Consider the following 24,910-nt stretch of genomic DNA (forward strand, 5'->3'; position numbering starts at 1 on the left):
TGATTGGGCTTGTCATGTGTGGCCTGTATTCCATGGCGGCCAGCGCGCAGACCTCTTGGCCTGCCATCATGCCGCGACTGAAACCCGCGCTGTCTGAAAGTCCTGTGGCTGCGGTGCTTCCCGTCGGCGGTGTCTCTGTACCACCGACTTCAGCGTTACCTGCTGAAATGCAGCGGTGGTTTGGTCAGTGGAGCGGCTGGGCGTGCCTGGGCAGGCAATGCGATGTACGAATTGCGATCGAGAGCCTGGCAGCTCACCAAGCCACGGTTGCATTTGCAATGGCCAATGCGTTGCAGGGTCAGTTGGCCGAGCGTGCGATAGGGGTTTTTGACAATGACGAACTGATCGTGTCTCTTTCGGGCAAGCGTGTGGTTCTTCGGTTGCGAACCGACGGAGACATGGAGATGTCGTTCTGGAAGCCGGAGTCGCAACTGATGTCTGTGGGCGTGCTGACGCAAAGAGAACTTCAGTCGCCATACACGCGCACGATCGAGCGCCTGCCAACGCCTTGGAAGGACGGAGACAAGCCTCAGACTTTGGAAATGGTGGTGTACCGCCCCTTGGGGACGGGGCCGTTCCCGACCTTGGTGTTCAACCACGGGTCCACTGGAGGGGGCAATCGTCCCGATTGGTTCAAGTTGACTTGGACCAGCCCGGAGGTTGCTGAGTATTTCGCTCGTAAAGGTTGGCAGGTGCTGTTCCCGCAGCGTCGCGGGAGGGGACTTTCCGATGGACTTTATGACGAGGGATTTGCTCCAGACCGTGCGATGGGCTACTCCTGTGAACCCAAATATGCTCTCTCTGGTTTTGATCGCGCCACGGAAGACCTTGATATTGTCATGGCGCAAGTCCTGGCTCGCTCCGATGTGGATGCCAAACGCTTGCTGATTGGCGGTGTTTCCAGGGGGGGGATTCTTTCGGTCGCTTATGCAGGTCTGCACCCCGAACTATTTCAAGGTGTGCTGAACTTTGTGGGTGGTTGGGTCGGTGATGTTTGTAAGCAGGCGGATAAAGTCAATCCGGTGTTGATGAAGCGAGGAGCTGGATTTGCACGGCCCATGATTTGGCTCTATGGTGACCATGACCCCTACTACCGACTCGCGCACAGCCGCAACAACTTCGACGTATTCCGGGCTGCGGGAGGACTGGGTGAGTTCCTTGAGTTTCAGCCAGCGCCGGGCAGAAATGGACACATGCTGCACAACGAGCCATTCCTCTGGACGGACGCCGTAGACAAATACCTGGCAGAAGTTGAAAAACGCTGAGGCATGCGCGTCGGGTGCTGTTCGTCAATTTCGGCATCCAGATGCGCGCCAACGTGCCGCACAAGCCGGTGCACCAAGCGCATCAGGCGGCGGCAGGTTCGACATTGAGCCTCGGCCTGATCATTGGACTGCTTGCAGCGTCCGCATCAGTTCCACCAAGCCAATGGCCTGTGCGCCGTGGCGCATGGGGTAGCGTTCTGCACCCGGGTACACCACAAAGCGTTGCTCAATCTTCAGGTCGTCGCAGGCGATGTCGAAGCCCTTGCTCACGGTTGGCGCGGTCGATCGTTTGATTTCAATCGCCATCCAAGGCTGTCCGGCGCGTTCCAGCACCAGGTCAATTTCTGCACCCGCATGGGTGCGGTAGCTGTAGGGCGTGCATTGTGGGCCGGCTGCGGTCGCCAGGTTTTCCATGCAAAAGCCCTCGTAGCTGGGGCCGCACACGGGGTGGCCGCTCAGGTCGTGCAGCGACCCGATGCCCAGCAGGGCATGCACCAGTCCGCTGTCGCGCACATACACCTTGGGTGCCTTCACCAAGCGTTTGCCCACATGGCCACTCCACGGGCGCAGGCGCCGCACCAGCTGCAAGTCCACCAGCAGGTCGATGTAGCGGTCCACCGCAGGGCTGCTCACGCCCAGACCGCTGGCCAACCGCGTTTGCTGGAGCAGTGCGCCTTGCTGGTGCGCCAGCATGGTCCACAGTCGGCCCACGGTTTCGGCGGGTAAGCGGGGTGCAAACATGGGCACGTCGCGTTGCAGGTAGCTGCGCACAAAATCCTCGCGCCAGCGCAGGCTGGCCGCATCGCCGGGTGCCAGCACACTGTCGGGAAAGCCACCGCGCAGCCACAGCGTGTCCAAATCCTCATGGGGCCATTCCAGTGTGTGCGCTGCCCAGCCCGGCGGCGCTCGTCGATGATGCCGCGCAACACCTCGAACAAGCCCGGCATGCGGTGGATCTCGTCCAGGATGACCAGCTTGGTGCCTTGCGAACGCAGGTAGGCATCGGCATCGTCCAGGCGCAAGCGGTCGGCGGGGCGTTCCAAGTCAAGGTAAGTGCAAGCTGCTGGCCACGTGTTGGCCAAGGTCAGTGCCAGCGTGGTCTTGCCCACCTGGCGCGGCCCCAGCAGAACCACTGCGGGTGACGCTTGCAGTCGTGAGGAAACAGCCTCTGTCGCTTTCAAATAAAGCGCAAGTAGCTATCAAAAGTGACGTTCTCCGGGCTGGCAACGGTTCAGGCTTTTGATCCGCTCCTGGGCATGCAATCCTCCGAAATGCGTCATGTGGACAATGGCGGCTAGTCAGTGGAGGAAATCGCATGGGTTGGGTCTTTCTGTGGCTCGCGTTGGCCGCGATCACGCAAATTTGGTTGTGCTTTCGGGTTGCGCGATCCAGCGTTGCGCTTGCGGTGGGGACATTTTTCCTGGGCGGCATTGCCGCGGCCTACACGCTGTTCAAGGAACGTGACGATCCCGAGACCAACGTCACCGTGCCCTTCATCGCCAACCTCGTTTTCAGCCTGTTGCTTGTCATCAGCGGTTGGCAGGTGATCAAAACGACGATGCTGGAACAGGCGGACCTTGAAGACGAGCCTGCCGTCTCGCAGGCGGATGAGCGCAATGTGCCCACGGTGCCCGCGGCCATGCCCATGGCTGCAAGGGTCGAAACACCGGCATTGGCCCCAGCGCCAGAACCCACCCCGGCACCGCAAAACACCGCTGCGCTTGACTCGGTGGATGCGTATTCCGCCGAGTTGCAGCGCATCGGCATTGCGCATGCCGTGACGCGCAAGCCTGCAACGGTGAAGTTGCCTGTCGGCGTGGTGGATGCGGCACAGGTGGACGTGCAGGCCTCGACGAGCGGAGCGAGCGAAGCAAGCAGCCCCAAGCTGTCGGCCACCTTGTTCCGCTGCCATTCCATGCCTGCTTGTCGTGACGTGGCGGGCACCTACATGCACCAAAGCGCCCGGAAGGCGAGGGTGGTGCAAAACGGGGCAACGCTTCTGGTGTTGCCCGTTGCGGCGGGCGGTGAGCTCGACGGACTCCAGGCCAACATGGTGGGCGCGTTTCGCAAACTCTCGCTTTGACAGCGGGGTGGCATTTTGAGGCGATGCGAAGCGAGCCGTGAGGTTTCCGCATTTGCCAGCCGGAATACCCCGCTGCGTGCGGCGGGGTATTCATCTAGAAATCAGGGAGACAAGATGAGAGTCATCCATTCACGTCTACAACATGGCGTGGGGCAGGGTTCATTTCACTCGGCCTCAGTAGAGGTTACCGAGGTTGGCGGCACGCGCTATCGCTTTGACTACGTGTACGACTGTGGGGCACTGGTAGGTCGAACCGCGTCACCTCTCCTGCGGAAATGCATCAAAAGGATGGACCTGTCCAAGCGTGCCGACAGCGGGGACAGGGGTGTTATCGACGCGCTGATCCTCTCGCATTTTGACCGGGACCACATCATTGGTGCCGCGTTGCTGGTGGACAAGTACATGGTTCGTCGCGTTTACGTTCCATACCTCGCTCCACCGGAGTTGGCCTTTGTACTGGCTGGTCAGGAGGGGGCACTGGAAGCGTCCTACATTCGCGAACTGCATGGGCTCGCGGCGGGGGCGGGCACACTATTTGGGGTGCCAGTAACCATGGTTCAGCCTGGTGGGGATGGAAACAATGACGGATCTCCTCAGAACCCCGATGGCCCGCGTTCGGACGGCAATGAGGCCGCGGAGCCAACTTCACTCCAAGCCGTTGAAGGGCAGCGTGGACGGCCTACCGGTGCAGTCCTGTCTGCCCAAAGTGATGTTGGTCTTGGTGTGCCCGGGCTGCAAGGCAAAGTGCCGTGGGTACTGAGGTTCTGGAATCGTGGGCTTGACGACGACTTGATTGCCCATCTGTTCGATGAACTTGTGATGTGCGGTTTTCCGGTGGCTGCCTTGTGTGAGCCAAGCGCCGTGGAAGAACTCGTTGACTGGTTGGAAGTTTCCGCGAACCGAAAGGCAGCTCTTCAGGCCTACCGGAATGCCATCACGGCATACAAACCCAGCTGGGCGGCAGAAGCGAGCGGCCAATGGCTCGCAAACTTGCTCTCTCTATGCATGTATTCCGGCCCCACGGCAGCTCAGTTCAACGTCTGTGGATATGAGTTGCTGGGTTCATCTTTCGCTAGCCAGCGGTATGGACACAGACACTGGTGCGACGAAATGCGACTCTGGCATTTGTGTGCCCATAAGAATCGTGTCGGATGGATTGGCACGGGAGATGCGCCACTCGGGGAAGCATCCATCTGGGCTGACTTCAGTGCGCACTACGCGAGCGTACTGGATCGAGTTTTGACTGTGCAGGTGCCACACCACGGGGCAGCTCCGATCAATGGTCCCAAGTTCTTCAATCCCGGGCTGATCAGGATTTCCGGAATGAACGCTGTCGTGTCGGTGGGTACTTCCAATTCCTACGGACATCCCAAGGCGAGTGTGCTGAAGGAGGTTTTGGCAGAAGGTGCTTACCTGCACGTCGTCACGGAGGAGTGCTGGTTGGGCTTCCACGAGGTTGTTGAATTCAGATTTGATAGCTGCATGGATATGCAGAAGAAGCGCTGAAGCCCAAAAAATCATTCAATCTGTTCGACAGGCTTCCGGTATGGGCCCCGCCCCATCATGCAGTCCGTCTCAACCATCGCGCCCCCATGCAGCCCCAAAACACCCAGGCCCCCCCGCCCTCAGAACGCGCCCATCCCCCTTTTTGGGAAGAGGACACGCCCGGCGACGAAGTGCTGGTGTACCGACCCCTTCAATCCCACATGGTCCCCATCATCAGCCCGCGCACGCAGCGGCTGCTGTGGGGCGTGCTGACGGTGGGGGTGCTGGCTTATGTGGCCTGGACGCTTTTGCGCACTTTCCCTGAGCTGGGCCGCTTGGACGGTGAGGGTTGGCGCACTCTGGCGGCTGCTGTTTGGCAAAAAGACAGCGAAAAGTTCCGGGGATGGCTGCTGCCGATGCTGTACCCACTGGCCGTCGTGGTCTCAGCGGGCGTGCAATGGCTGTCGATCCACCGCCTCACACTCCGCATTGGCCCACAGGGCCTGTGGCAAGAGCACCGCCTTCCGCTGGGCTTGCACCACTTGTTCGGGCAGAACTGGCAAATTGCCTGGGGTGACGTGCGTCGCATCACCGTCCGCCGCTCCAATCTGGTGGGCGGGGCGGTGCCCGCACTGGCCTGGGTGGAGATCGTGGTGGCCGTGGGCTATGGCCGCCAGCGCGTGCTGCGGCCCGCCTTCTGGTTCCGCCTCAACGACCCGCCACGCCCACGCCTGAAACCCAGTGGCAGCCCCTCACCGCTGACGGCCCCGTGGGGCGGTTTCATCAATGAAACTCGCCTGGCAGAGGCGTTTGCTCAGCTGCGCCTGGTTCGCGCCCTGGAGAAGCATGCCCCCCCGGCATGCAGGGCATGGCGCTGGCCCGGCACCGCCCCCGTGGTCGGCACCGACCTGAACCGCCAGCCCGAGGCGCTGGCGCTGCTGTTGGGGACCATCGTGGTGTTTTTGACGGGCTGGGTATTGATGCTGTGCGCCCCCCATGTCCATCTGCACGCTTCCCCCACGTGGATGGACCGCGCCGCATGGTCTCTGGGCACCCTGGCCCTGTGGGCGTTGGCCGCGTGGGGGTGGCGGGGCCAGCCCTCGACTGACCCTTTGCCCGCCACGCCGACGGAACCGCCCAAGGCACGCGATCCCGTGTCCAAGCCTGCGCTTGCCTTCGCCGCGTTGCTCTGGGTGGCTGCGGTGGCGTTTGTCACCGAGCCCTTGCTGGTCCACGCGGCCCTGTTGGGCCGTGGGGACGCGTGGCAGACCCACCGCTTTGCCATCGCCGACGGTCAGGCCAAACCCATGGGGGCGGACGCGGCCCATGTGCCGCCCATCGAACTGCCCGGCCGCCAAAGCCGACTGGCGTGGATCCGTGCCGGCAGCGAAGCCGACGTGCGCACCGTCGAGGGCCGATGGGGGGTGTGGATCTACAACGACGAACCCCTGCGCGCGCTGGCGGATCAGCAAGGCGTGCGCTGATCTCCCCGCGGCAAACGCCGTGGCCACTTGGGTGCAAGTAAATTTCAAGTAAAAAGTGCCTCTAGCGCTTTCATATAAAGCGCAAGCAGCTATCAAAAGTGAAGAATCCAGCGCCGGTGTCGGTTCTGGCTTTGGCCTCTTGGTCAACCCAACGACGACAACGGGCTGGCACCGCCACGGGTTCCGATTTCATCGGCATGGTGAGTCATTTCACCGGTGCCATGCTTGCCTTCATGCAGCCGAATGACGTCTCCGATACCGCCAAGCGTTGCCTCAATGCGGGTGCAGTCATGCTTCGCCTCCACACTCGGGATGCCCAGGGGCGCCACAGCCAGGATGTCGAGGGTTATCGGGAAGCCGCCAAGGTCTACCACGCCGGGCTGGCGACGTTTTTCGGCGAGCTGGCCGCGCAGCGCTCGCAGGCCGTGCGCACGGCGGGGCTGAGCGGTGAGTCTGCGCCTGCGTGTGCTGTCCCTGGTCTTGGCGGCCACGCTGGGATGACCGGGTCAGCGGCACCGCGCAGTTGCTGTTTGGCCTGGGGCGGGTGCCCTTGGTGGGGCAGGCGGACAAGGTGGCCTGCTCGGCGTTTTTGGCCGACGTGCAGCAAGAACACCCGCAGTACACCGGGTTGCTGACCATCCTGCCCAACGGTCAGTTGCATTGCGATTCCCTCCAGACCGGGCGTGTGCTCAACCTGTCGACGCCATCCTGACCCTGGCACACAAGATGGGCATGCGCACCGTGGCCGAAGGTGTGGAAACCGTGCAGCAGTTGCAGTACCTCCAGGCCCAGGGCTGCGACGAGTGCCAGGGTTACCTGTTTGCCAAACCCTGATCGGGCTCATGCCCTGTGGCATTCATGTTGTTTTCATTGTTGAGCACATAATGCATCTGTGGGGTGGAGGCAGCCCACAACGTGGATGAACACTGAAACGCAGAGAGGTGCTATGAACCATTGGACAACGTTGTCTACCCGTGATTCCCAACCGAAGGCCTTACGCACCTGGGTGTCGCGCTTGTTTTTGTGTGGTTTCTTTGTTTTTGCAGCACAGACGGGCAACGCCGTGGAAATTCGTGTTGCTCATGCCCTGTCCGATGATTCCCACGTTGGGCGGGCTTTGGCCAAAGCCGCAGAGCAGGTGTCCAAGGAATCGGCAGGACGGCTGGTGCTCAAGCCGGTTGGCAAGGGGGCTTTGGGTAACGACCAGAAGGCCATGCAAGACGTGATCGATGGAAAGTTGGAGATGTTCATCAGCTCCACATCGACGGTCGTGCCGATTTACAAGCCGCTGGCGATTCTGGATGCCCCATTTTTGTTCGCCAATCGGGAAGAGGCGCACGCACTTCTCGATGGCAAGGTGGGTCAGGAGCTGTTGGCGGGGATGCAAGGCCACGGCATGGTGGGGCTGTCATTCTGGGAGCTGGGGTTTCGGCACTTGACCAACAACGCCCGACCCGTGACGCGTTTGGCGGACCTGCAAGGACTCAAGCTCCGCACCATGCCCACAGAGCTGGCCATCAGCACGTTCAAGCGACTGGGTGCCGATGCCAAGCCCTTGCCATTTCCAGAGCTTCGCCCGGCCATTGAGGCGGGGACGTTTGATGGCCAAGAGAACCCGCTGCCAACCATCGTTTCCGCGAAGCTGCACGAGGTGCAGAAGTACCTCACGATCACCAAGCACCTGTATGGTGTGTACGGGGTCATTGCCTCCAAAAAGTGGTGGGATACCTTGAGCGAGGCGGACAAAACCCTTGTCAGCAAAGCGCTGGCAGACGCCCGTGTGTTCCAACGGGCTGAATCGCAGCGGGCGACCGACGAAGCCCTCAAGGTGATGAAGGACGCTGGCATGAAAGTCGCCGAGCTGGAGGTGGGAGAACGGTCGCAGATTGAACGCCGACTTGAACGGGTGATTGCGCCCATCGTTCAACAGGCGGGAATGACGCTCTGGATTCGCTTGGCCGATGAGCTTAGCCAGATTCGTGCTGCCAAAAAGTAGGCTGAGGGCCGGTGACTGACGGCGGGCACAAGGCCTGCAAACGCTGGTGATCGGCGCTGCTCCAGTCCGCGGGGCGCTGTTGCTTGGCCTGCAGGTAGTGGTGCGAAAACACGTCCAGGTAGGTGCTCAACACCTCGCCGGCATGGGGCTCGCCCGCCAGCTCCAGGCACATGGCGGCCACTTCGCTGGTGCAGAAGTGGTCGTTGCGGCGGGATCGGCGCAGCTGGTAGCGTGACACCTGGTCCGGTTGCAGACTCAGCACCGGCAGATGCGCCAGGTACGGGCTTTTGCGGAACATCTTGCGGGCCTCGGGCCAGGTGGCGTCCAGCATCACGAACAAGGGCTTTTGGTGGGGTGGGTGTGGCGGCACGTCATGCACCACCCGTTCCGGGGCCACAAATTCACCGGGAAACACCACCAGGGGCAACCACTGCGGATCGGCCAGCAGGGTCAGCAAGTCCGGGGCCACCTCGGTCCGGCTCCAGCCAAAGGCAAAGGTGTCGGCCACCACGTCGGCAATCAGCCAGCCGGTGTTGGTGGGTTTGAGCGGCTCAATGTCGGCCATCAGCAGGCAAACGCCGACTTGGGTGTGAAGGGCAGGGCGCAGCGCGCACAGGCAATGCGTGGGGGCCACGCGGCACACCGGGCAGCGCTCGGCCTTCATGCCGCCGCGTGCCAAAAACGGTTTGGTGCTGCGGGCCAAACGTTCGGCACGCAAACGCGCCACCGCATGGGCGGGGGGAGGCACGGGGTTCGTTGGGGTCATGGGGGCGGAACGCAGGCTCGAAGAACGTGGGGACCGACAATGTATTTCATGCCCGGAGGCATGAAATCGGCGGAACACCCGCCGAGTCACTCGGCCCCAGTGTCAAACACCTGCGCATGCAAGCCGTCCAGGAGTTGCTTCTTCCTTTCCTCGTTGATCTGGCGGGGCTGCGAGGGGTCATGGAGTTGCTTGAACAACGGCAGCAGGTCTGTGTGCTTGACCTGAAGGCGTGGCGGCGTGCGAATGTCTTGCGTCAGCTTGGCGTCTTCGTATTTCTGCACCCGATGCGATTGCGATGAGGACTGCGTCAACGTGGCGCGCCGCAGCTCGTCCTTGTCGTAGGCAAGATGCACCAGGGTGCTGCTGTGGTCCTCAATTTGGTGGAAAAAGTAGTTTTGGGACGTTTTCTTGTCATCCAGCAGGGGCGGCCGCGACGAAAACAGCGACTGGTGGTAAGAGGCGCTCAGTTGCGCGTCTTGGGTTTGGGTGATGGCGCGATTGCTTTTGGATGGGCCCGAAATCACCGTGGACTGGTTGATCGAATACTGAAACTTGTCTTTTTCCAGGACATTTCTTGGATTGGAGGCTTTCGGCGTGGCCGTCACGGAGGCGTCGAAGTCGGCCAGCCCAGTCAGCACACTGGTGTCCTCCTCGCGCCAGGCTGCGGCATCGCTGGCGAGGTTGGCGGCGCTGTCGGCCTTGCTTGGATTGACCAGCGGTGCTGCCGCTGGTGACCCGTAGCTGGCATTCACGGCCATGAACGTGGATTTGAACAAGTCGACCAACTCACGATTGGCATGGCCCCGTTGTGCCGCCTGGTCCATGCGCCGCAGGTATTGATTGAGCGAGTAAGCCTTTTGCTCTTGGTTGCCCCACAACACGGGTTGACGCAGGTCGGTTTTCATTTTGACGGTGCCGTCAGGACGTTTGAGCTGAATCTCCCGTGAGTTCGCATCGACCTTGAAATCAGCTGCCAGTTTTTCGTAACGAATGCCACGAGCATCCCGACCATGGACCTGGGTTTTCAGCTCAAGCGTCGAAATCACCTGGTGGTCAAAGTTGGTCAGCCCTTGCAGGTCGATTTGCGTGGTGTCATCTGCAAGTCCCTGAATGGCTTTTTCAAAACCGCTGGCCAATGATTTCAGTGCAGCCTTGTCGGCCTGGGTGAGTTCGCCGTCTACCTCAATCTCGACCGAAAGCCCTGAACCACGGGGATCGTTCTCATCGGGGTTTTTGTCGACAAGGGTCAGGCGCACGTGTGCGCCCGATCGGGTCTGAACACTCAGTTCCACCCGTGAGCTGGGTGAACTCTGGAACTCTTGAAGTGAATGGATGGCCACGCTCTGAATCTTGGAGGCGGCATCGGGTGCCTTCACATTGACGACGGATTGCCGGTAGGCCACCGGGCGGTTGCTCACTTGGTCCAGCAGCGCTTCCCCCAGTCCTTTCAGGCGGTTTTGCATCGAGCCCTTGGCGGCATTGCGTCCCATCAGTTGACCGAGGGGGTTGTCTGACGCCTGCTCCCAGACTTGCATTTGCCCCGCCTTCACATGAATGCGGCCATTGGGTCCATAGGTCTTTTCCGGGGCGAGCAGCGTGCTGGGCAGCTGGGTCACTTGCAGGAAAAGTTCACCCTCCAGCGAAACCTGTGCGGGCAGATGGATGGAGGTCTCCCGCTCAGACTCAGGCACAGGCAATGTCAATGCGCTGACATCCGAGACTTCCGCGGGGGTGGCCAACACGTTGGGGGGCCTCTGGTTGATCCAGTTGGCAGGAAGCGGAACGGTGTTGAGGGAAATCACAGGCATTGCCATCTGAGTATCGGCAGGACGCCTTCCTGCTTGAGTTGAAAGACATGCACCACAGGGTCTTCGTGCCCCTCAGGTCAGCCGGTTCCAGGCCATGCGCCTACACCGATGCGCCCGCTTCGGGCACGTGGAACAACCGCATCTACAGCGGTGCGCGGTCTGCCACCCGCATCGCCGACCTGGCCCGTTGAGACCGAGGTGGGCTCCACGCAGCCCACCCCCACCCGTGGGGCGTGCTGACCGCGTTACTGCACGGTGACGAAAAAGCTTGTGGCGTCTTGCCCGGGAACCACGCTGGCCCCCACGCTGCTGATGGCGCTGAACGCCCCCGTGACGCCACCTGCGGCTTGGATCAGCACCACTTTCTGGCCGCTGACCAGGCCTGCGCCAAGGCTCAGTTCCAGGCGTCCGCCCAGCACAGCGGCCCCCGCCACGCTGAGGTGATCGTGGTTCACACCCGGCGTGGTGCCCGCAATGGACAGCATCAGCCGACCATTGGCGCCTTGAGTGAAGTTGCCACCAACGGCCAGTTCGCGTTGGCCATTGGCCAATGACAAGGTGGCCTGGTTGACCACACTGCCCGTCCCGAAAGCGTTGGCGCTGCCCGCCACGGTGCTGCCGTTGTTGAGCAGGGTGTTGCCGCTGTGGCGGTTGTTTTGCAGCGTGAGCGCCGCCAGACCCGCATGCGTGAGGCTGCCACTGCCGCTGATGTTGGACAGCGTGATCGCGGTGGTGGTGTTCTGAACCACCAGCTGGCCGTTGTTCACAATGGCATTGCTTGCCGCACCGTTGGGCGACTCGGCGGTCAGCAGGCTGGCATCACCGCTGTAGGTGGCCTGCAGGAAGGTGGACTTTCCAGTGGGCCGGACGGTGATGTAGTTCAGCGGCACCGGTGTGCCCGTGCCCAGGCGCAGGATGGCGTTGGCCCCGATGGTGGTGGTGCCGTTGTAGTTTTGCGGCTGGGCAAAGGTCACGTCATTGCCCGGCGTGCCCACGAGGGTCACGTTGCCGTTGCCCACCGAGCCGTCGCGGTGCGGGCCGCCGCCACCGCCGGTGATGCCCACATGCAGCGTCACCGGGCCGTTGTAATTGAAGGCCAGGTTGCCACCGCGCAGGTTGATGTAGGCGTTCTTCTTGCCCAGAGGCGGGTAGGGTTCGGCGGGTGACGGTGCCGCAGGCAGGAAGAAGTTGGCGTGGGTGCCGTCACCCCACTGCACGGTGCCCGCGCCGCGCTCGATGTTGATGCCGCGGTAGCTGCCGTCGTTGCCGTTGACGTCGTTGGCGCCGCCCCGGTAGATGACCTTGGCGCGGTTCAGGCTGGGGTCGCTGAGGCCGGGGTTGACGAGGTTGGGTTGGTTGTGCGGGCTGTTGTCCGTGTGGCTGTAGATGCCCGACATCACGATGGTGGAAGGCCCGATGGCGTGGAAGTTGATGTCGTTGCCATACGCGGCCTCATAAATGGTCTGCGGGACGTTCACCACGGTGCCCGGCGCGCTCCACATCAGCAGCGAGCCCTCATTCAGGATTGCTTTGGCGTTGGACAGCGACATGGACCGGTGGTTGCTGCCAAAGTCCATGCCCGTGGTCAGCGAAAGCACGCCCTGGAGGCCGCTGACACCGCCCGACGACATCCCGCCCCAGGCCCCCGGGGCCTGCACGATGTGGCCGCTGCCACTCACTTGCCCCAGCAGCACAAACTGCCTGCTGTTGATCACCAGCGTGCCGTTGTTCTGGATGTTGTTGAGGTTGATCTCACCGTTGAGAAGGCTTGCGGCGTTTTTGCTGTCTGCCGTGGCCATCAGGTTGGGGTTGTTGTCTGCGCTGGTGTTGGTGCCGATCTGGAACGTCACGGCAGGGTCGATGGTCAGCACGGGTGGATTGGTGCCGTTGAGCGTCAAGGCATATCCAGCGCCCGGGAACACGGTTTTGCTCACCACCGCCACTTGACGCTCCACGGGCAGCGTGAACGTCCAGGTGCGGGTGATCGCCAGCGTGCTGGCCGTGCCTGTGGCTTGCAGGCGCAACGTGCCCATGCCGCTGATGACCCCCGTGTAGGTGGTGGTACCGGCGGGAAGGTTGGCAAACGAGTCCCCCACCAGCGTCACGTCTCGGTTGGCCAGCAGGTCTGCCGTGATGTCTTTGCCGATGGCGTTGGCGCTCTCCGTCACCGGGTCCTCAGAGCCGCCGCCACAAGCGGTGGTGAGGACGGCGCAACCCGCCACCAAGAAATGACGCCGACTGGCGTGGAATGCGGTAGAGGTCAAGGGGGCTCCTGGTCGATGAGTGCAAAAGTGCACTGTACCAAGATGAAAGAAAAATATACGCACCCGTGTGGATTGACAGCGCCGACATCCATTCAAAGCAAAAATGGCCTCTAGCGCTTTCACATCAAGCGCAAGCAGCTATCAAAAATGAAGAAGTCCGAACGGGCGATGGTTCGGACCTTTTGGAGAAACCCCTGCGGGCCGCAAGCCTCGGCTGGCGTGCGCGGGGCAAGGGTCAGGCGTGTTCCGCCAAGATGAGCGCGTGGTGTCCCACGGCCTGTTCGTACATCTCGATTTGCAGGGCCAAGAGGTCGGGCGTGGCCAGCAGGTTGCCCTGGTGGGCGGCGTGCTCGGGGTCCAGCAGGTGGTCGCCGGAGCGGCCACGCAGGGCGGCTGGGGCGCCCACGCTGCGGGCCTGGGCCAGCGCTTCGGTGTGGACTTTGGCCACCTCCGGGTCGTCCGCCATGCCCCGGGCGCCCATCAGCGCAAACAAGGCGCTGTCGTGGTCAGGCTGGCGAGGCGAGAGGTTCAGCACCGTCATCCACACCTTGCCCGCATCGGCCCCGTTGGTGGCTTGGGCTTGCATGCGCTGGCTCAACTGGCCGACCAGCTGCTTCCAGTCCTCGGGCTTGAGGGGTGAGCCCCCGTCGGCCATCGCCACCAGCGACACATGCGCCGGGTTGTCGGCATCGTGGCGTGCTGCCAGTGCAAGGTGGTGGCCTTGGACGTCCAGCGTTGCGTGCCAGTCCTGGCCGGTGCGCATGCCCTCCGTCAGGGTGCGCCACAGGCTTTCCGTGGCCGCGGGGTTGCCCGCCTGGAGGTGGCTGGCGTCCAGGCGGTGTGTGCTGAGGCGCAGCGCGGGGTTCTGGGCGTTTTCGGCGTCCATCAACATGCCGATGAACTGGCCGTCGCGCGCAGCCGGTCGGGTGGCTTCACCGATGGCCGTGCGCTGCAGGTCCTGGAGGTGGGCCTTCATGGCGTCGAGCTGCGGCGCCAGCTTGGACTCGATGTGGGCGATGGTGCGCTCGTACATGCGCAGCCGCTTGTCCTCGTAGGCGGTGTTGTAGGTCTGGTTCATGCCAAAGCCCGGCGTGCGCGTGCCCACGTGGGCGGCCTGGTAATCGGCCAGCGTCTGCCCCTTTTGGTTGACCGGGGCGTGTTGCAGTGCGGGTCTGGCGGCCAGCAGGTCGTCCATCACCAGCGGGCTGGTGGTGAGTTTGAAGAGGCGTGCGTCGCCCACGCTGTGGTTGTGGGTCTCCCGCACCGCCGTGGGTGCGGGCTTGTTGGCCTGCGCATCCAGCACGCGTTTGTGCAGGGCCACCAGGCTGCCGTCGGCGGGCATCTTGCGGGCAGCAGCCAGCGCGAAGATGTCGCTGCCCGACGCAGAGGCCGTGCGCAGCATGGCGGTGTTCACGGTGTTGATCCACACCTGGGTGTTGGGGGCCTGGCCCGCGGCCAGCCGTGCCCGGTTGGCGTGGTCACACAGGGCCTGGGCGATCTGCAGCCATTCGGTGTTCTTGATGTCCGAGCCCAGGCTGTCCACCACGGCCAGCGACACGCGGGAGGGGTGCTTGGGGTGGTGTCGGCCTTCCACGGCCACGTGGTGGTCATCAATCTTGAGCACAGCGCGCCAGTCTTGGCCGCTCTGCATGCCCTTGACCAGGGCGTCGCCCAGCCCGGCCACGGCGTTGCGGGCTTCTGCCGGGCTGCTGCGCACGGCAGCGATGTCGATGGACTGGTGGCTGAGGTGCAGCGACGGGTTGCGGGCGTTTTCCGCGGCCACCAGCAGGTCCAGGTGCTTGCCGTCAAAAGCGGTTGGGGACGGCTCTCGCCCGTTGGCTTGCAGGGTGCGCAGCGTGGTCAGGTCGCTTTTCATGGCGTCCAGGCGCGTCCACAGGTTGTCGGCACTGGCGGTGGGGGCCGCCGATGGCCCGGGTTTCGCAGCACTGGGCAAGGCCACACGGGGTGCCGAACCCGCACCCGCGGCCGAAGACTGCCGTGCCTGCGGGCCTCCGACCAGTCCGGAGGGCAGTGCGGCGGCAAGGCGGCTTGGCCCGGCCTCGGGCGGCGTTGCGGACGGTTGCAGCGGCGGCAGCGTGGAAGAAGGCAGTGTGGTGGTGCGTGTGTTGAGCATGAAGGACTTCCCTGTAGAGCACTTCACATGCTGGCGACACGGGCGCAGGTGCGCGGGGGCGGATGCGAACAGGCGGCGGCGGGGGCGAAAGGATGGAGTGAAAGGGCGGGCCGTCAGGCCAAGCCGTTGCGCAGCATGGGTTCGATTTGGTCGGCGGGCACCGGGCGGCTGAAGTGGTAACCCTGCATTTGCACGCAGCCTTGCTGCAGCAGGTGGGCGCGTTGGCGGGCGGTTTCCACGCCTTCGGCAATCACTTCCTTGTTCAGGCTTTCGGCAATGCCGATGATGGCGCGGGTGATGGCGGCATCGTCCTCGCTGCCCGGCAGGTCGCGCACAAAGGACTGGTCGATCTTGATCTTGTCAAACGGCAGGCGCTTCAGGTAGCCCAGGCTGGAGTAACCGGTGCCAAAGTCGTCCACCGACAACTTCACGCCCAGTTGGCGCAGCTCGGTCAGCAGTTCAACAATGCGATCGGTGTCGTGGATGAAGGCACTCTCGGTGATCTCCAGCTCCAGCCAGCACGGGTCCAGCCCCGTGGCCGCCAGGGCGCTGGAGACTTGGTCCACCAGGTTGCGTTGCCGGAACTGGACCGCCGACAGGTTGACGGCCACCACCACGGGCGGCAGGCCCTGGTCCACCCAGGCGCGGCTTTGGCGGCAGGTTTCGCGCAGCACCCATTCGCCAATGGCGTTGATGAGGTTGCTTTCTTCCGCAATGGGGATGAAGCGGGCAGGGGGGATGTTGCCCTGCTGCGGGTGTTGCCAGCGGATGAGGGCTTCCAGGCCCAGCAGCTTGCCGGTGCGGCCATCCACCTGCGGTTGGTAGTGCAGGTGGAACTCGTGGTTGCGGATGGCCTGGCGCAGGCTGTTCTCCATGGCCACCCGCTCCAGGATGTGGGCGTTCATTTCCGGGGTGAAGAACTGGTAGGCCCCGCCACCCGCGGCCTTGGCCTGGTACATGGCCGTGTCGGCGTTTTTCAGCAGCGTGCCGATGTCGGCCCCGTCGTGGGGGTAGGTGCTGATGCCGATGCTCACGCCCACCTGCAACTCGTGTTCGCCCACCGTGAAGGGCTGGGACACCACGTCAATCAGGCGCTGCGCGATCATGGCCACCCGGGCGGGGTTGGCGGCTTGTTTCAGCAGCACGGTGAACTCGTCCCCGCCTTGGCGGCTGACCGTGTCGCGCGCGTCCAGGTTGTTTTGGAGGCGATGGGCGACTTGTTGCAGCAGTTGGTCGCCGACGTCATGCCCCAGGGTGTCGTTGATGTTCTTGAAATGGTCCAGGTCCAGGAACATCAGGGCAATGCCCGCCTGTTCGCCCACGGCTTCCGCCAGTGCCATGGCCATGCTTTCGTGCAGCTGGGTGCGGTTGGGGAGGTCGGTGAGGGCGTCGTGGGCGGCCAAGTGGCGTATGCGTTCTTCGTCCTCCCGGATTTGGGTGATGTCGCGCGCCACACCGGCCACGCCCACCAACTGGCCCCCCGCATCCAGCACGGGGGTGGACACGTACTCGTAGCAGCGTCGGCTGCCGTCGGCAACGTCCTGGGTGGCTTCACGTCGGCGTTGCTGCAGGCTGGACAGGGTGTCGGTCTCCTGTTGGGCCAGCTCGGCGGCCACGGGGGCGGGCCAGATGTCGGCCACCACATGGCCCACGATGTGTTCGGGTGGCTTGCCGCTGGCGCGGCTGTAGGCGTCGTTGACGGCAATCATGCGCCCCTGCCGGTCCGACAGCCAGGCGGGGTCGGGCAGGCTGTCGAGCAGGGCGCGGGTGCGCTGCATGGTGATTTCGTAGGCGTCGGTCATGCCCCGCGCCAGGCGCCGGGCCTGGTCGTAGGTGCGCAACCACACCACCAGCCACCCCACCAGAACCAAGGTGAGGACCACGGCGCTGCCCGCGCCCCACACCACCTGTTGGCGCCAGTTGGCCAGGTACTCGGCGGTGCTCCAGCCCACCAGCACATACAGGGGATGGTGGCCGACTTTTCGCAGGGCAAACATGCGCTCCACGCCGTCCACCGCCGACCTCGCGGTGTACACCGCCTCGCTGCGGCCTTCGGCCAGCAGTTGCCGAAGGGAGGGGCTGTCGATCGGTTGGCCCAGGCGTTCAGGCACCTCAGGGTAGCGGGCCACCAGGCGCAGTTGGTCATCCAACAGGGCCACGGTGCGCCCCGGCCCCAGATGGAGGGCGGCGTAAAAGTCCTGGAAATGGTCGGCACGCACGGCCGCCTGCACCAGACCCGCAAACCGCCCTTGTCCATCGTCGATGCGGCGGCTCAGGGTGATCACCCAGTTGTGGGTGATGCGCGCAAAGATGGGTTCTGAAATGACCAACGATCCAGCGGTTTCGCGTTGGTTCTGCTGGAAATAGTCCCGGTCCCGGATGGTGGCTGACGACAGGTTGCCCGAGGCGTCCTGGATGAAGCGGCCTTGCGCATCCGCCACCCGCAGGCTTTGCGATTCGCCAATGAGTTTGAGGTAGTGCCCCAGGGCGGCGTTGATGGCCTGGGGGTCGGCGCGTTCCCCTTGGAGGACATCGTTCAGCCGCAGGCGGGTGGCCAGCAGCACGGTGTCGATCTTGTCCACGGTGGCCATCGCGTGGCTTTCCAGCACCTTGACCAGGTTTTGCTGGCTGTGGCGGGCAAATTCAACCTCGCGGTCGTGCGCGTGCTTGAGCCCCCAGCTGATCAGTCCCGCGTAGGTCAGCACGGCCAGCATGCCCAATGCGACCATCATGGCGGTTCGCCAGCGGTCGTGGGGGGGGCGCATGGGGCGGGGTGGTGGTGCGGAGCTCACGTTCGGGGGCGGCAGGGTGACACGGTCATGTGTCGTGGCTTGACGGTGAAAGGCTGGTGTAGCTGTGGGTTGTTATAGCACCAGCAGCCACCCTCACCGTCGTCTTGGCCGGATTGACCTTGTGCTTTCGCCCAACGTCAACAGGGTGCACAAATTCGGGCGCAACGCCCCAGTCGGCCCTAACATAGCCACCATCAAAATGACAAACCTTCTTCGTGCGGAGTGAGCCCATGGAGTTTGAAGATTTTGGGGCCGGTGCACTCACCGCTCCTGTGGGGGCGGTCACGCTCGGTAGCCCTGCCGAGTCGGCTTCTGAACGGGAAAACGCGCGGCTGAAGTACCTGATTTCCAACACGCCCGCCATCATTTACAGCAGCGTGCCCACGGGGGACGGCACCATGACGTTTGTCAGCGACAACGCCCTGCGGGTGCTGGGGTACCAACCCGCCGAGATGGTGGCCGACCCCAGCTTCTGGTTCGACCACATCCACCCCGACGACATTCCCCAGATTTTTTCCAGCTTTGCGCAGATCTTCAGCACTGGGCAGCAAACCTACGAGTACCGCTTTCGTTGCCGTGACGGTCACTACCTCTGGATGCACGACTCGCTGCGCCTGATTCGCAGCGCCAGCGGCCAGCCGCTGGAGGTGGTGGGCTCGCTGACCGACATCACCGAGCGCAAACAGATGGAAGACGCGCTGCACAAGAAGGGGGAAGAGCAACGTCGGCTCATCAGCCAGTTGCAGGAAACGCAGGCCCAGCTGCTGCAATCCGAAAAAATGGCCTCCATCGGCCAGTTGGCCGCGGGCATTGCCCACGAAATCAACAACCCGGTGGGGTTTGTCAACTCCAACATGGGCACGTTGAAGAACTACGTGGACACCCTGTTTGAACTCACCGCCAATTTTGAGCAGGCGGTTCAGGCCATTCCCGGGCAAGACGCGGTGAAGGCACAGCTGGCGCACTTCAAGGCGCAGGCCGATTACGAGTTTTTGAAGGGGGATGTGGCCGATCTGGTCCGCGAGTCGCTGGATGGCCTCAAGCGGGTGCGCGACATCGTTCAATCGCTGCGGGACTTTGCGCACATTGGCGAAACCGACTGGCAACCGGCTGATTTGCATGCAGGCATTGACAGCACACTCACCATTGCCAACAACGAGTTCAAGTACAAGGCCACCGTTCAAAAGACGTATGGAACGCTGCCGTTGGTGAAGTGTTTGCCTTCGCAACTGAACCAGGTGTTCATGAACCTGATCGTGAACGCCTCACACGCCATCACATCCAACGGTGTCATCGGTGTGCGCACGGGCACCAACGACGCCAAAGACTGGGTGTGGGTGGAAATTTCCGACAACGGGTCGGGCATTCCCGCAGGCATCCTCCAGCGGATCTTCGATCCATTTTTCACCACCAAGCCTGTGGGCAAGGGAACGGGGCTGGGGCTGTCCCTGTCCTACAGCATCGTGGCCAAACACGGAGGGCGCATTGAAGTGTCCAGCGAACTGGGCAAAGGGTCCCGGTTCACCGTGCATCTGCCGGTGAATCCATCCGAGCCAAAGGCCAGCCCCACAGCGGTTTGATTGAAGTTATGCGAAGCGAGGCCGACATACATCAGGTCCACGATTGACACAGAGGGGCAAGGCTCCGCGGGGGCCGCAGATTGACCGATGACCCAAAAGCACCACCAAAACCACAACCCTGTTGCCCGGCAATGGTTCCACCAAAGCATGGCATGGGTGTTGGGAACCAGCAAACCCATGCGCATTCGCACCAGCCAGTTTCTGCTGGCAGCGTTGTTGATGGTGGCGTGTGTCGGGGTGTTGTACTTTGTTCAGGCCATTGGTACCGAGGGCATGGGCGACGTAGGCACCTGGGCCGCGTTCTCGTGCGGCGGCTTGGTGGTGATTTACGGTCTGATTCGCAGTGGCCTGTCCCAACGGTTTTCCGATCCCTCCCTGGCATTCGCGCAGATGCTCTACGCCATTGCGTGTGACGCCGCGGCGTTTGTCATCGCGGGGCACAGCCGCGGGGTGACCTTGCCCATTCTGTCTGTCATCCTGATGTTTGGCATGTTCGGTCTGTCGTTGCGCCAAGTGGTTTTTGTCGCGGTGTACGGTCTGTGCCTGTTCAGTCTGGCGGCCTTGCATGTGGCGCAGCGTCTGGTGACCGACGAGCCAGTGGGTTTGCTGGCGGCCTATGTCTTCATGGCGTTTGTGGTGTTGTCGGCCACCACATTCCTCACGTGGCGGTTGCAGTTGATGAGCGCCTACATGCGCAACAAAAAGAATGAACTGAAGTCGGCGCTGGACAAAATCAACCTCATTGCCACCCGAGACGAACTTACCGGTGTGTTCAACCGCCGACACATGCTGGAAAAAATCGCAGAAGAATCGCAGCGGGCCAACCGACAGTCCCAAGCGCTGCTTTTCGCCATCCTGGATGTCGATCATTTCAAGCAAATCAACGACACCCACGGGCACCAAGCGGGCGACGTGGCTTTGCAAGCATTTGCCTCTGTGGTGTTGGGCACCTTGCGCGCGCACGACACCCTGGCTCGATGGGGTGGGGAGGAATTTGTGATTTTGCTCACCGACACCGATCCGGCGTCAGGTCAGATCTGTCTGGAGCGCGTCCGGGCAAAAGTGGCTGATGCCGTGGTGAACACCCCCACGGGAGCGGTGAAGATGACCGTGTCCATTGGCGTGACCCAGTACCGCCCGGGCGAGGACACCGACAAGACCATGGCGCGGGCCGACGCCGCGCTTTATGCCGCCAAACTGCAGGGACGAAACCGCACGGAGTGGGGCTGAACAACCCTCAGTTGGTGCCGGGCATGATCAGGCGGGTGTCCACCGGCGGCGTCCCGGGGGCTGTTTCCACACGCCGTGCGCCATTGAACCGCTTGGCCCAGTACGACTCCCGCATGTCCTCCACGCGGACCTTGCCACCCGCTCGGGGCGAGTGGATGAACTTTCCGTCCCCCACATAAATGCCCACATGGCTGAATGCACGGCGCATGGTGTTGAAAAACACCAGATCACCGGGCCTGAGTTCGTCGGAGTTGATCTTGGCCGTGGATTGCGCTTGCTCTGCGGCACGTCGGGGCAACACCATGCCCAACGTGTTTTCGTAGACCGATCGCACAAAACCACTGCAATCGAACCCGGTCTCAGCGGAGCTGCCACCACGACGGTACGGCACACCCAGGAAGCCCATGGCGTTGAGCACCAGGTCGGAGGTGGTCTGGCTCATGGACTGGCGGATTTGCCCCAGGCCGTTGTTGAGGTGGCCCAACCCCGCCCCCAACACGGGCACATCGGACAATCTGGCGGCCAGGGAAGACACTGGTGTCGCCTCGGTCGGGACCGTGACAGGGGTTTGAAGGGCGGTGTCAGTGTCCTGAGGTGCTGCATGCACGCTCATGCCAACACTCAGCAACAAGGCCGCAAGGCCCATGCTGGTGGTCGACACAAACGACGGTCTCTCCGCGCGCAAGCTCAACAGATGATCGACAAAGCGTGGCAAAAGCAGACAATCCCGGTTGGATCGGCATCACCCGTTGGCATGTCTGCCCTGCGGTGACCCGGATGCAATTCAATCAACGTTTGATTGTGACAGGAAACATATGTTGTTAGAAGTGACGGAGTCTCAACTCGTCTTGATCGATTATCAAACCCGACTCCTCCCCGCCGTGGTCGATGCAACAACGGTGCTGGGCAATGCGGTTCGGTTGGCCAAGGTGGCCCAGATGTTGGACGTTCCGGTCTGGGGCACGGAACAGAATCCCGACGCACTGGGGTCCAACGACCCTGAATTGCGTGCCCTGTGCCGCAAGACGCTGAGCAAATCCCACTTCAGTGCCGCGGCCGAAGGGTTGGTAGACTGGTTGCGCCCACCCGTCAAAGCGACGGGGGGCAACGCGCGCAGCATGCCCAAACACTTGCAGCGCCCTCAGGCCCCACAGTCGGAGCGGGGTACGGTGGTGCTGGCCGGATGCGAAGCCCACGTGTGCCTGCTCCAAACGGCGTTGGAGTTGCTGGACGACGAGTTTGATGTGTGTGTGGTGACCGATGCCTGCAGCTCCCGCACAGAACGCAACCGCGATGCGGCTTTCGACCGCTTGGCCGGCGCCGGTGTGGAGCTGGTGACAACGGAAATGGTGATTTTCGAGTGGCTTCGCAGCCATGAGCACCCCCAGTTTCGGGCGGTGTTGCCTTTGATCAAATGATGGCGTCCGCTGACGCAGGTGTTTGACCTGCGTCAGCTTGTCGAAAGAGCTGGCATAAATAATTATGAATTCAGTTTCTTGGCTTGATGGAGACAGTGCATGAGCAGTTATGCCGATTTTTTTCGCCGCTCGATCGACGATCGCGATGGTTTCTGGCGTGAACAGGCCCAGTTGATTGACTGGCATCGCCCGTTCGATGAGGTGTGCGACTACAGCAACCCACCGTTTGCACGTTGGTTTGCGGGCGGGCAGACCAACCTGTGCCACAACGCGGTGGACCGCCATTTGGCCACTCGCGGCGACCAGAATGCGCTGGTGTTCGTTTCCACCGAAACCGGCACCGAAAAAGCCTACAGCTTCAAGGAACTGCACGCAGAGGTCAGCCGCATGGCAGCCATCTTCAGGGGCCTGGGGGTGGGCAAGGGCGATCGGGTGCTGATTTACATGCCCATGATTGCCGAAGCCTGCTTTGCCATGCTGGCCTGCGTGCGGATCGGTGCGATTCACTCCGTGGTGTTCGGGGGGTTTGCCAGCCACGCCCTGGCCAGCCGGATTGACGATGCGCAGCCCAAGCTCATCGTGAGTGCCGATGCCGGCATGCGCGGTGGCAAGGTTGTGCCCTACAAACACCTGCTGGACGAAGCCATCAGCCTGTCCACCCAAAAGCCCAGCAAGGTGCTGATGGTCAACCGCGGTTTGGCCGATCTGGCCCCGGTGGCTGGGCGTGACGAGGACTACGCCACGTTGCGTCAGGCCCACCTGGACGCGCAGGTTCCTTGCGAATGGGTGGACAGCACCCACCCCAGCTACATCCTCTATACCAGTGGAACCACGGGCAAACCCAAGGGCGTGCAGCGCGACACCGCAGGCTACGCAGTGGCCTTGGCCGCCTCCATGAAGCACATCTACATGGGCGAGCCTGGCGAGACCTTCTTCTCCACCTCCGACATAGGTTGGGTGGTGGGGCACAGCTACATCATCTATGGCCCACTGATCAACGGCATGGCCACCATCATGTACGAGGGGCTTCCCATCCGGCCCGATGCCGGTGTCTGGTGGAGCTTGGTCGAAAAATACAAGGTCAGCGTGATGTTCTCCGCGCCGACAGCGGCGCGTGTGCTGAAAAAGCAAGACCCGGCCTACCTGACCAAATACGACCTGTCCAGCCTGAAGGCTCTGTTCCTGGCTGGCGAACCCTTGGACGAGCCCACGGCCACCTGGATCGGCGGCGCGTTGAACAAACCCATCATCGACAACTACTGGCAGACCGAAACGGGCTGGCCCATCATGGCCATCTGCAATGGTGTGGAAAAAGCACCCACCAAGTTCGGTTCACCGGGCAAGGCCGTGTATGGGTACGACGTCAAGCTGATCAACGAAGTCACGGCAGAGGAGATCACCGAGCCCAACACCAAGGGCGTCATTGCCGTCAACGGGCCGCTGCCCCCGGGATGCTTGCAAACCGTGTGGGGGGATGACGAGCGCTACGTCAAAACCTACTGGTCCAGCATTTTCGGCAAGACCATGTACAGCACCTTTGACTGGGGCGTGAAAGATGAAGACGGCTACTTCTACATCCTGGGCCGCACCGACGACGTGATCAACGTCGCCGGTCATCGCCTGGGCACCCGCGAGATTGAAGAGAGCATTTCCAGCCACCCCAACGTGGCCGAGGTGGCGGTGGTGGGTGTGGCGGATCAACTCAAAGGCCAGGTGGCCGTGGCCTTCGCGGTCCTCAAGGACCCGAGCCAGGCGGCCACGGATGCGGACGCCCTGAAGCTGGAGGGGGACATCATGAAAGTGGTGGACAACCAGCTCGGCGCGGTGGCGCGTCCGGCTCGCGTGCGTTTTGTGTCCGTCCTGCCCAAGACCCGCAGTGGCAAGCTGCTGCGTCGCGCCATCCAGGCCGTGTGCGAAGGGCGCGATGCCGGCGACCTGACCACGATGGAAGACCCCGCCGCGTTGCAGCAGATCAAGGACTTGGTACAGCCTTGAACGCCTTTCGCCCGCTCAAAGTGACACGACCGTCGCTTTGAGCGGACCCGCGGGTTTCCCTGGTCGGACAAGGTGTGGCGTCTTGGTTATCATGAATGCTTATATTCATTCATGACGCGATTCCATGGGCAACACCGAAAACAACGGCGATCAGGTCGAGAAGGGCCGCGTGTTCGAGCTTGCGGCCGAGTTGTTTGGCGTGCTGGCCACGCCGATGCGGTTGCGCATCCTCAGCGCACTGTGCGACCAGGAAAAATCGGTGTCGCAGCTGCTGAGTGAAATCGAAACCACCCAGCCCAATTTGTCCCAGCACCTGAATGTGCTCTACCGCACGGGGGTGCTGGCCAAGCGCAAAGAGGGTACACAAGTCATTTACCGCGTGCAGAGTGAGCAAGCGGTGACCTTGTGCAGAACGGTGTGCACCCAGATCGCCATTGAGATGGACGAGCCGGGCTCTGTTCCGGTGGCTCAGCGCCTGTCGCCGCGCATGGTGCCCTGACGCTTGACTGACCCGTGGCCCCGTTGCAACGCGGGTCCAACCCCTTCGGTGCCGGCAACGCGTACAATCGCCCGCTGCACTTGGCCCTTCCTAGTCACAGTCGCATCCGCC

General features: G+C 62.5%; 20 protein-coding genes and 1 pseudogene. 13 read left to right on the forward strand and 8 right to left on the reverse strand.

Annotation, left to right across the window (positions count from 1 at the left end; genetic code table 11):
* Positions 1 to 68 precede the first annotated feature (68 nt).
* The gene (locus ACYVB7_RS12820) at positions 69 to 1,265 is read left to right on the forward strand and encodes an alpha/beta hydrolase family protein (RefSeq protein WP_460508208.1); all 1,197 of its coding nucleotides are present in this window, start codon (positions 69 to 71) and stop codon (positions 1,263 to 1,265) included.
* 120 nt (positions 1,266 to 1,385) lie between these two features.
* On the opposite strand, the gene ACYVB7_RS12825 is transcribed toward ACYVB7_RS12820, so the two are convergent.
* On the reverse strand, positions 1,386 to 2,123 hold the full coding sequence (locus ACYVB7_RS12825; protein WP_460508210.1) for an ATP-binding protein: 738 nt from the start codon (positions 2,121 to 2,123) through the stop codon (positions 1,386 to 1,388).
* A 101-nt stretch (positions 2,124 to 2,224) separates the two neighbouring features.
* Positions 2,225 to 2,398 (reverse strand): annotated as a pseudogene (locus ACYVB7_RS12830) (AAA family ATPase); the annotation flags it as partial.
* A gap of 272 nt (positions 2,399 to 2,670) precedes the next feature.
* Between ACYVB7_RS12830 and ACYVB7_RS12835 the strand changes: the two are divergent.
* From ACYVB7_RS12835 to ACYVB7_RS12860, 6 genes are all read left to right on the forward strand, one after another.
* Positions 2,671 to 3,348, forward strand: coding sequence for a hypothetical protein (locus tag ACYVB7_RS12835; protein WP_460508212.1), 678 nt, complete (start codon positions 2,671 to 2,673; stop codon positions 3,346 to 3,348).
* Positions 3,349 to 3,636: 288 nt separating this feature from the next.
* On the forward strand, positions 3,637 to 4,854 hold the full coding sequence (locus tag ACYVB7_RS12840) for a ComEC/Rec2 family competence protein (protein WP_460508214.1): 1,218 nt from the start codon (positions 3,637 to 3,639) through the stop codon (positions 4,852 to 4,854).
* A gap of 86 nt (positions 4,855 to 4,940) precedes the next feature.
* Complete coding sequence (locus ACYVB7_RS12845) at positions 4,941 to 6,317, forward strand: hypothetical protein (protein ID WP_460508216.1); 1,377 nt, start codon at positions 4,941 to 4,943, stop codon at positions 6,315 to 6,317.
* Between the two features lie 523 nt (positions 6,318 to 6,840).
* Positions 6,841 to 7,029: a hypothetical protein gene (locus ACYVB7_RS12850; protein WP_460508372.1), complete on the forward strand. Its 189-nt coding sequence runs from the start codon at positions 6,841 to 6,843 to the stop codon at positions 7,027 to 7,029.
* Between the two features lie 14 nt (positions 7,030 to 7,043).
* Positions 7,044 to 7,151 (forward strand): EAL domain-containing protein, encoded by a 108-nt coding sequence (locus ACYVB7_RS12855; RefSeq protein WP_460508218.1) that lies wholly within the window; start codon positions 7,044 to 7,046, stop codon positions 7,149 to 7,151.
* Positions 7,152 to 7,263: 112 nt separating this feature from the next.
* A complete protein-coding gene (locus ACYVB7_RS12860) occupies positions 7,264 to 8,313 on the forward strand; it encodes a DctP family TRAP transporter solute-binding subunit (protein ID WP_460508220.1) in 1,050 nt (349 codons plus the stop codon).
* On the opposite strand, the gene ACYVB7_RS12865 is transcribed toward ACYVB7_RS12860, so the two are convergent.
* Complete coding sequence (locus tag ACYVB7_RS12865; protein ID WP_460508223.1) at positions 8,285 to 9,079, reverse strand: tRNA-uridine aminocarboxypropyltransferase; 795 nt, start codon at positions 9,077 to 9,079, stop codon at positions 8,285 to 8,287. The genes ACYVB7_RS12860 and ACYVB7_RS12865 overlap by 29 nt on opposite strands.
* An 86-nt stretch (positions 9,080 to 9,165) precedes the next feature.
* Positions 9,166 to 10,821 carry a hypothetical protein gene (locus ACYVB7_RS12870; RefSeq protein ID WP_460508226.1) on the reverse strand — a complete coding sequence of 552 codons (1,656 nt, stop codon included), beginning with the start codon at positions 10,819 to 10,821 and terminating at the stop codon, positions 9,166 to 9,168.
* Between the two features lie 113 nt (positions 10,822 to 10,934).
* Between ACYVB7_RS12870 and ACYVB7_RS12875 the strand changes: the two genes are divergently transcribed.
* Positions 10,935 to 11,078, forward strand: a complete 144-nt coding sequence (locus ACYVB7_RS12875; RefSeq protein ID WP_460508228.1) for a hypothetical protein — start codon at positions 10,935 to 10,937, stop codon at positions 11,076 to 11,078.
* 54 nt (positions 11,079 to 11,132) lie between these two features.
* On the opposite strand, the gene ACYVB7_RS12880 is transcribed toward ACYVB7_RS12875, so the two are convergent.
* The 3 genes from ACYVB7_RS12880 to ACYVB7_RS12890 form a co-directional block, all read right to left on the reverse strand.
* A complete protein-coding gene (locus ACYVB7_RS12880) occupies positions 11,133 to 13,151 on the reverse strand; it encodes an autotransporter outer membrane beta-barrel domain-containing protein (RefSeq protein WP_460508230.1) in 2,019 nt (672 codons plus the stop codon).
* A gap of 235 nt (positions 13,152 to 13,386) precedes the next feature.
* Positions 13,387 to 15,285 carry a YopJ family acetyltransferase gene (locus ACYVB7_RS12885; protein ID WP_460508232.1) on the reverse strand — a complete coding sequence of 633 codons (1,899 nt, stop codon included), beginning with the start codon at positions 15,283 to 15,285 and terminating at the stop codon, positions 13,387 to 13,389.
* Between the two features lie 113 nt (positions 15,286 to 15,398).
* On the reverse strand, positions 15,399 to 18,050 hold the full coding sequence (locus ACYVB7_RS12890) for a bifunctional diguanylate cyclase/phosphodiesterase (RefSeq protein WP_460508235.1): 2,652 nt from the start codon (positions 18,048 to 18,050) through the stop codon (positions 15,399 to 15,401).
* A gap of 257 nt (positions 18,051 to 18,307) precedes the next feature.
* Between ACYVB7_RS12890 and ACYVB7_RS12895 the strand changes: the two genes are divergently transcribed.
* Together ACYVB7_RS12895 and ACYVB7_RS12900 are read left to right on the forward strand one after the other, a co-directional pair.
* A complete protein-coding gene (locus tag ACYVB7_RS12895) occupies positions 18,308 to 19,657 on the forward strand; it encodes an ATP-binding protein (protein WP_460508237.1) in 1,350 nt (449 codons plus the stop codon).
* A 177-nt stretch (positions 19,658 to 19,834) separates the two neighbouring features.
* Positions 19,835 to 20,887 carry a GGDEF domain-containing protein gene (locus ACYVB7_RS12900; RefSeq protein ID WP_460508239.1) on the forward strand — a complete coding sequence of 351 codons (1,053 nt, stop codon included), beginning with the start codon at positions 19,835 to 19,837 and terminating at the stop codon, positions 20,885 to 20,887.
* Positions 20,888 to 20,894: 7 nt separating this feature from the next.
* Here the strand turns inward: ACYVB7_RS12900 and ACYVB7_RS12905 are convergent, their stop codons facing one another.
* Positions 20,895 to 21,533 carry a C40 family peptidase gene (locus tag ACYVB7_RS12905; RefSeq protein WP_460508242.1) on the reverse strand — a complete coding sequence of 213 codons (639 nt, stop codon included), beginning with the start codon at positions 21,531 to 21,533 and terminating at the stop codon, positions 20,895 to 20,897.
* A 169-nt stretch (positions 21,534 to 21,702) separates the two neighbouring features.
* On the opposite strand from ACYVB7_RS12905, the gene ACYVB7_RS12910 reads away from it, so the two are divergent.
* From ACYVB7_RS12910 to ACYVB7_RS12920, 3 genes are all read left to right on the forward strand, one after another.
* Complete coding sequence (locus ACYVB7_RS12910) at positions 21,703 to 22,305, forward strand: cysteine hydrolase family protein (protein WP_460508362.1); 603 nt, start codon at positions 21,703 to 21,705, stop codon at positions 22,303 to 22,305.
* A 99-nt stretch (positions 22,306 to 22,404) separates the two neighbouring features.
* A complete protein-coding gene (locus tag ACYVB7_RS12915) occupies positions 22,405 to 24,300 on the forward strand; it encodes a propionate--CoA ligase (protein ID WP_460508244.1) in 1,896 nt (631 codons plus the stop codon).
* A gap of 124 nt (positions 24,301 to 24,424) precedes the next feature.
* Complete coding sequence (locus ACYVB7_RS12920) at positions 24,425 to 24,799, forward strand: ArsR/SmtB family transcription factor (RefSeq protein WP_460508246.1); 375 nt, start codon at positions 24,425 to 24,427, stop codon at positions 24,797 to 24,799.
* The last annotated feature ends 111 nt before the right edge of the window (positions 24,800 to 24,910 follow it).

It is taken from the genome of Hydrogenophaga soli (assembly GCF_054777695.1).

Bases quoted from the DNA above. Each gene is read 5' to 3' on its own strand.
- ACYVB7_RS12820 (WP_460508208.1), top strand. From the start codon at position 69: ATGCCGCGACTGAAACCCGCGCTGTCTGAAAGTCCTGTGGCTGCGGTG.
- ACYVB7_RS12840 (WP_460508214.1), top strand. From the start codon at position 3,637: ATGGACCTGTCCAAGCGTGCCGACAGCGGGGACAGGGGTGTTATCGAC.
- ACYVB7_RS12845 (WP_460508216.1), top strand. From the start codon at position 4,941: ATGCAGCCCCAAAACACCCAGGCCCCCCCGCCCTCAGAACGCGCCCAT.
- ACYVB7_RS12855 (WP_460508218.1), top strand. From the start codon at position 7,044: ATGGGCATGCGCACCGTGGCCGAAGGTGTGGAAACCGTGCAGCAGTTG.
- ACYVB7_RS12860 (WP_460508220.1), top strand. From the start codon at position 7,264: ATGAACCATTGGACAACGTTGTCTACCCGTGATTCCCAACCGAAGGCC.
- ACYVB7_RS12865 (WP_460508223.1), bottom strand. From the start codon at position 9,079: ATGACCCCAACGAACCCCGTGCCTCCCCCCGCCCATGCGGTGGCGCGT.
- ACYVB7_RS12875 (WP_460508228.1), top strand. From the start codon at position 10,935: ATGCACCACAGGGTCTTCGTGCCCCTCAGGTCAGCCGGTTCCAGGCCA.
- ACYVB7_RS12885 (WP_460508232.1), bottom strand. From the start codon at position 15,285: ATGCTCAACACACGCACCACCACACTGCCTTCTTCCACGCTGCCGCCG.
- ACYVB7_RS12890 (WP_460508235.1), bottom strand. From the start codon at position 18,050: ATGCGCCCCCCCCACGACCGCTGGCGAACCGCCATGATGGTCGCATTG.
- ACYVB7_RS12895 (WP_460508237.1), top strand. From the start codon at position 18,308: ATGGAGTTTGAAGATTTTGGGGCCGGTGCACTCACCGCTCCTGTGGGG.
- ACYVB7_RS12900 (WP_460508239.1), top strand. From the start codon at position 19,835: ATGCGCATTCGCACCAGCCAGTTTCTGCTGGCAGCGTTGTTGATGGTG.
- ACYVB7_RS12905 (WP_460508242.1), bottom strand. From the start codon at position 21,533: ATGGGCCTTGCGGCCTTGTTGCTGAGTGTTGGCATGAGCGTGCATGCA.
- ACYVB7_RS12910 (WP_460508362.1), top strand. From the start codon at position 21,703: ATGTTGTTAGAAGTGACGGAGTCTCAACTCGTCTTGATCGATTATCAA.
- ACYVB7_RS12915 (WP_460508244.1), top strand. From the start codon at position 22,405: ATGAGCAGTTATGCCGATTTTTTTCGCCGCTCGATCGACGATCGCGAT.
- ACYVB7_RS12920 (WP_460508246.1), top strand. From the start codon at position 24,425: ATGGGCAACACCGAAAACAACGGCGATCAGGTCGAGAAGGGCCGCGTG.